4 protein-coding genes are annotated in these 4,866 nt (G+C 68.2%); 1 reads left to right on the top strand and 3 read right to left on the bottom strand.

What is annotated here, in order from left to right:
• From AC2VOP_RS21100 to AC2VOP_RS21090, 3 genes are all read right to left on the bottom strand, one after another.
• On the bottom strand, positions 1 to 318 hold a 318-nt coding region (locus AC2VOP_RS21100), incomplete at its 3' end, for an SDR family NAD(P)-dependent oxidoreductase (RefSeq protein ID WP_486962775.1).
• A 44-nt stretch (positions 319 to 362) separates the two neighbouring features.
• The gene (locus AC2VOP_RS21095) at positions 363 to 2,225 is read right to left on the bottom strand and encodes a fatty acyl-AMP ligase (protein WP_486962774.1); all 1,863 of its coding nucleotides are present in this window, start codon (positions 2,223 to 2,225) and stop codon (positions 363 to 365) included.
• A gap of 61 nt (positions 2,226 to 2,286) precedes the next feature.
• Positions 2,287 to 3,822 (bottom strand): glycerol-3-phosphate dehydrogenase/oxidase, encoded by a 1,536-nt coding sequence (locus AC2VOP_RS21090; protein ID WP_486962777.1) that lies wholly within the window; start codon positions 3,820 to 3,822, stop codon positions 2,287 to 2,289.
• A gap of 59 nt (positions 3,823 to 3,881) precedes the next feature.
• Here AC2VOP_RS21090 and AC2VOP_RS21085 point away from each other — a divergent pair.
• A partial coding sequence (locus tag AC2VOP_RS21085) for an FAD-binding oxidoreductase (protein ID WP_486962776.1) occupies positions 3,882 to 4,866 on the top strand: 985 nt, incomplete at its 3' end.

The following is a 4,866-nucleotide window of genomic DNA, read 5'->3' as shown; positions in this document are numbered from 1 at the left end:
AGTGGTTTCCATGATCGGCTTGCGCAGCACCTTGCCGACGGTGTTGATCGCGATGTCGACTCCGCCGAACGCGTCTGCCGCCGCGCCGAACAGCGCGGCTACGTTGGCGGGTTTGGTCAGATCGCCGGCCACCTTGATCGCCTTGGCGCCGGCCGATTGCACTGCCGCGACGGTCTTGTCGGCGTCGGGTTCGCTGCTCGCACTGTTGTAGTGCACCGCGACGTTGACACCGTTTTCGGCCAGCATGGTGCTGATCAGTCCGCCCAGGTTCTTGGCGCCGGCCGCCACCACTGCGGATTTGCCCACAAGATTGCTCATGGTTGTCCCTCCTGTCTCGGGTACGAACTTGCCGCCATCGCCAGTCAGCCTCGACCGACCGGACGCCCGCCGAACCGGCCGGCCAGATACCGCTCCCGGCAGGCTCGATGAGCCAGTTTTCCGCTGGTGGTGCGCGGAATACTGTCGGCAGTCACGAGCCGCACGTCGGCTACCGCCAATCCGTGCCGACGCGATATCGCCGACCGGATCGCGGCCACCACCGGTTCCGGATCGGCACGTCCCGAGGCTGGCGCACGCTCGGCGACGACCACCAGGCGTTCGACGGCGCCGTTGACATCTTCGACCGGCAGCTCGTCCGCCGACACCGAGAACGCCGCGACGTAACCCGCCCGCACCGCGGGAGAAGCAGCCGCGACAGTGGCCTCGACATCCTGCGGATAGTGGTTACGGCCGTCCAGGATGATGAGATCTTTGATGCGCCCGGTGATGTAAAGCTCCCCGTCGAGGTAGACGCCCAGATCACCGGTGCGCAGCCAGGTCGCGCCGGCCGGTGCTCCCTCGGCCCGGCTGGACACCGGCAGAGTCACCCGCAGCTGGTTGCCGAACACCCGCGCCGTCTCTTCCGGGCGGCCCCAGTACCCACGGCCGATGTTGTCACCGTATAGCCAGATCTCGCCGATCTCGCCGTCGCTAAGCTCAGCCCCGATCTCAGGGTCGACGATCACGGCCCACTGGCTGCGAGCGACCTGACCGCAGGACACACGCGCAATCGCGTTCAGCGTGTCCCGCGGGACACGGACGGCATGTCCGTTGGCGAACTGCTCATGGTCGAGGTATACGGCGGTGGGCTCGGCGTCCGGGGCGATGGTGGAGACGAACAGTGTCGCCTCCGCCATGCCGTAGGACGGCTTGACCGCGGTGCTGGCCAGCCCGTATGGAGCCAGCGCCTTATTGAACCTCGCGATCGAATCGATGCTGACCGGCTCAGAGCCGTTGATCAGGACGACATTGCTCAAGTCGAGGTGCTCATCGTCGGTGGGAAGGCCGCGCTGCGCCACCAGGTCGAAGGCGAAGTTCGGTGCGGCGGTCACCGCCCGACCCCGCCCCGATTCAGCCGCCAGCGTCCGGATCCACCGCTGCGGCCGACGGATGAACGCCATCGGCGACATGAGCGTGACGTACACGGCAGACACCACGGGAAAAGCGACCATCAACAGTCCCATGTCGTGGTACAGGGGTAACCAGCTGACGCCGTAGTTGTCCCACCCCTCTAGGCCGAGCGCGATGAGCATCTGCAGCACGTTTGTGCCGGCAGCCCGGTGGCTGATCTCCACTCCGGTCGGAGTGCGCGTCGAACCAGACGTGTACTGGAGGTACGCCGTGTCGTCGGTACCGAGATGAACGGGCACGAAGGAGGCACCCACCGATTCGGGCATGTCGTCGACGGCGATGATCCGCGGCCTGCCAGCACGCGGAAGGGTGCGCACGAACTTTCCGACCGCCTCGCCGGCCGCGGCAGTGGTCAAGACCACGGTGGGCTGTGCGTCTGCGATCACCGCCTGAAGCCGTTCCGCATGGCCGGGAAGTTCCGGCGCGAACAGCGGCACCGAGATGTTCCCGGCGATGATCGCGGCCAGAAATCCGACCACGTAGTCCACACCCTGCGGCGCCAGGATCGCCACTCGCTCACCTCGCTGGCAGACCTGCTGCAGACGGGCAGCGATCGCTTTCGATCTGGTGCCCACCTGACCCCAGGTCAGCTCGTTGATCTCGCCGTCGGGATTGCTTGTGTAGTCCACGTAGCGGTATGCCACGTCGCCGGCGAAATGAGCGACGTTGCGTTCCAGAAAAGACCCGAAGCTGACGCCGTCCGGCAGCTCAATGCCGCTATCGTCGTCCAGGTAGTCTCCGACTTGGGGACGACTCTGCCAACTGCGATTCGCCATCGACCTCCAGTCTAAAACCCGATGCGCGAACAGCTTCGAACGTCACGGCGGCGCGTCGGGTTCAGCGTGAGGCCAGGAACTCTCTAGCCACGTCGACCACCCGCTCTCGGTCAGCGGCGACCAAGCCGATACGGGTCCGCCGATCGACGATGTCGTCGACGGTCAGCGCACCCTCGTAGGTGACCGCGTACTCGAACTCGGCGCGGATGACGTCGATGCCCTCGGCCACCGGATCGGCGGGCCGCTCGCAGCTGGCGGTCGCGATGACGTTGGCCGCCTCGGCCCCGTAACGCGCGACCAGCGAGTCCGGCAGCCCGCCCATCGGCGGCACCGCCGATCCCGGGTTGGCCGGTGCGCCGACCAGCGGCAGGTCGCGGGTTCGGCACGGCGCGGCGTTCAGCCCACGCAGCTTGACGGCGCGATCCAACACGTCGGCCGCCATGTACCGGTACTCGGTCAGCTTGCCGCCGATCACGCTGACCACCCCCGATGGCGATTCGACGACGGCGTGGTTGCGGGAGACGTCGGCCGTGCGGCCTGCACCGGTGTCGACCAGCGGCCGCAATCCGGCATAGGCGCCGATGACGTCGTCTTCGCCCAGCGCCGTTTCCAGCGCCGTGTTCACGGTGTCCAGCAGGAAGGTGGTCTCGTCCGAAGTAGGTTGCGGCACATCGGGAATCGATCCTGGCGCATCCTCGTCGGTAAGCCCCAGATAGACCCGGCCCAGTTGTTCGGGCATGGCGAAGACGAAGCGGTTGCGTTCACCGGGTATCGGCACCGTCAGCGCTGCGGTCGGGTGGCCGAAAGCGGCCGCGTCGAACACCAGATGGGTTCCCCGGCTGGGCCGCAGCCGCAGCGACGGGTCGATCTCGGCGGACCACACCCCGGTTGCGTTGATGACGGCGCGCGCACGCACGTCGAACTCCTCACCTCCGCGCTGATCGGTCAACCGGACCGAAGTCCCGGTGGCCTGCGACGCCGCCACGTAGGTGAGGACCTTGGCGCCGTGCTGTGCCGCGGTGCGCGCCACCGTGGTGACCAGCCTGGCGTCGTCGACCAGCTGGCCGTCATAGGCCAGCAGGCCGCCGTCGAGGCCGTCACGGCGCACGGCGGGCACCACATCGATAGCGCCCCTCGGCGAAATCCGGTGCGAGCCAGGCAGAATCGTCGCAGGCGTGCCCGCCAGCCGGCGCAGCACATCGCCGGCCAGGAACCCGGCACGCACCAGGGCCCGCTCGCCGTGGCGCATCGATCCCAGCAGCGGGACCAGCTGCGGCATCGCGTGCACCAGGTGAGGGGCGTTGCGGGTCATCAGTATTCCGCGTTCGATCGCACTGCGTCGGGCGATCCCGACGTCCCCAGTGGCCAGGTAGCGCAGGCCGCCGTGCACCAGCTTGGAACTCCACCGGCTGGTGCCGAACGCCAGGTCGTGTTTATCCACCAATGCCACGGACAGTCCGCGAGACGCCGCGTCAAGCGCGACGCCCGTTCCGGTGATGCCGCCGCCGATCACCAGTATGTCGACCTGTTCGCCGTCGGCCAGACTGGTCAGGTCAGCGCGCCGACGGGCCGCGTTGAGCGCGGTGGAGCCGGGCATATCGGGCATCAGGGGCAATACTGTAACGCGTGAGTGATCCCGATGCCCTGTTGCCACCGATGAAATGGAACGCCTGGGGCGACCCGGACGCGGCCAGGCCGCTCTCCGACAGCATCCGGGCCCTGCTGAAACAGGCTCTCGGCGTTGATGATTCGGCTGCAGCTGAGCCAGACCCCGATCAGGTAGAGCTGAGTCCCAGCACGCTGTCCGACACCGACCGGGAGGCGCTGGCCGGCATCGTCGGGATGGACTACTGCCGGACCGACCACCGCGACCGGCTGCTGCACGCCGGCGGCAAATCCACCCTGGACCTGCTGCGACGCCAGGAATCCGGCGTTCAGGACGCACCCGACGCAGTGCTGCTGCCCGGCGGCGAGGACGATATCGTCGCGATCCTGGCCTACTGCAGCCGGCAGCGCATCGCCGTCGTCCCGTTCGGCGGCGGCACCAGTGTGGTGGGCGGGCTGGACCCGGTCCGTGACAGCTTCCACGCCGTGGTGGCCCTGGACCTGCGGCGCTTGGACCGGATGTTGGCCCTCGATGAGGTGTCCGGCGAGGCCGAATTGCAGCCCGGCGTCACCGGTCCGGACGCCGAACGGCTGCTGGGCGAGCGCGGCTTCTCGCTCGGGCATTTCCCGCAGAGCTTCGAGTTCGCGACCATCGGCGGTTTCGCGGCCACCCGCTCGTCCGGGCAGGACTCGGCCGGCTACGGCAGGTTCGACGACATGATTCGGGGGTTGCGCATCGTGACCCCTGCCGGGGTGCTGGACCTGGGGCGGGCTCCGGAGTCGGCGGCCGGACCCGACCTGCGCGAGCTGGTCGTCGGGTCGGAAGGCGTCTTCGGCGTCATCACCCGGGTGCGGGTGCGGGTGCACCGGGCACCGGAGACCACCCGGTATGAGGCCTGGTCCTTCCCCGACTTCTCCAGCGGTGCCGCGGCGCTGCGGGCGGTCGCCCAGACCGGCACCGGCCCGACCGTCGTCCGGCTCTCCGACGAAGCCGAAACCGGAGTCAACCTGGCCACCACCGAGGCGATCGGCGAGC

Source organism: Mycobacterium sp. TH-M106 (assembly GCF_057473765.1).
This window is presented reverse-complemented; position numbering and strand designations above follow the sequence as displayed.

Coding starts and splice junctions, on each gene's coding strand:
- AC2VOP_RS21095 (WP_486962774.1), bottom strand. CDS start 2,225: ATGGCGAATCGCAGTTGGCAGAGTCGTCCCCAAGTCGGAGACTACCTG.
- AC2VOP_RS21090 (WP_486962777.1), bottom strand. CDS start 3,822: ATGCCCGGCTCCACCGCGCTCAACGCGGCCCGTCGGCGCGCTGACCTG.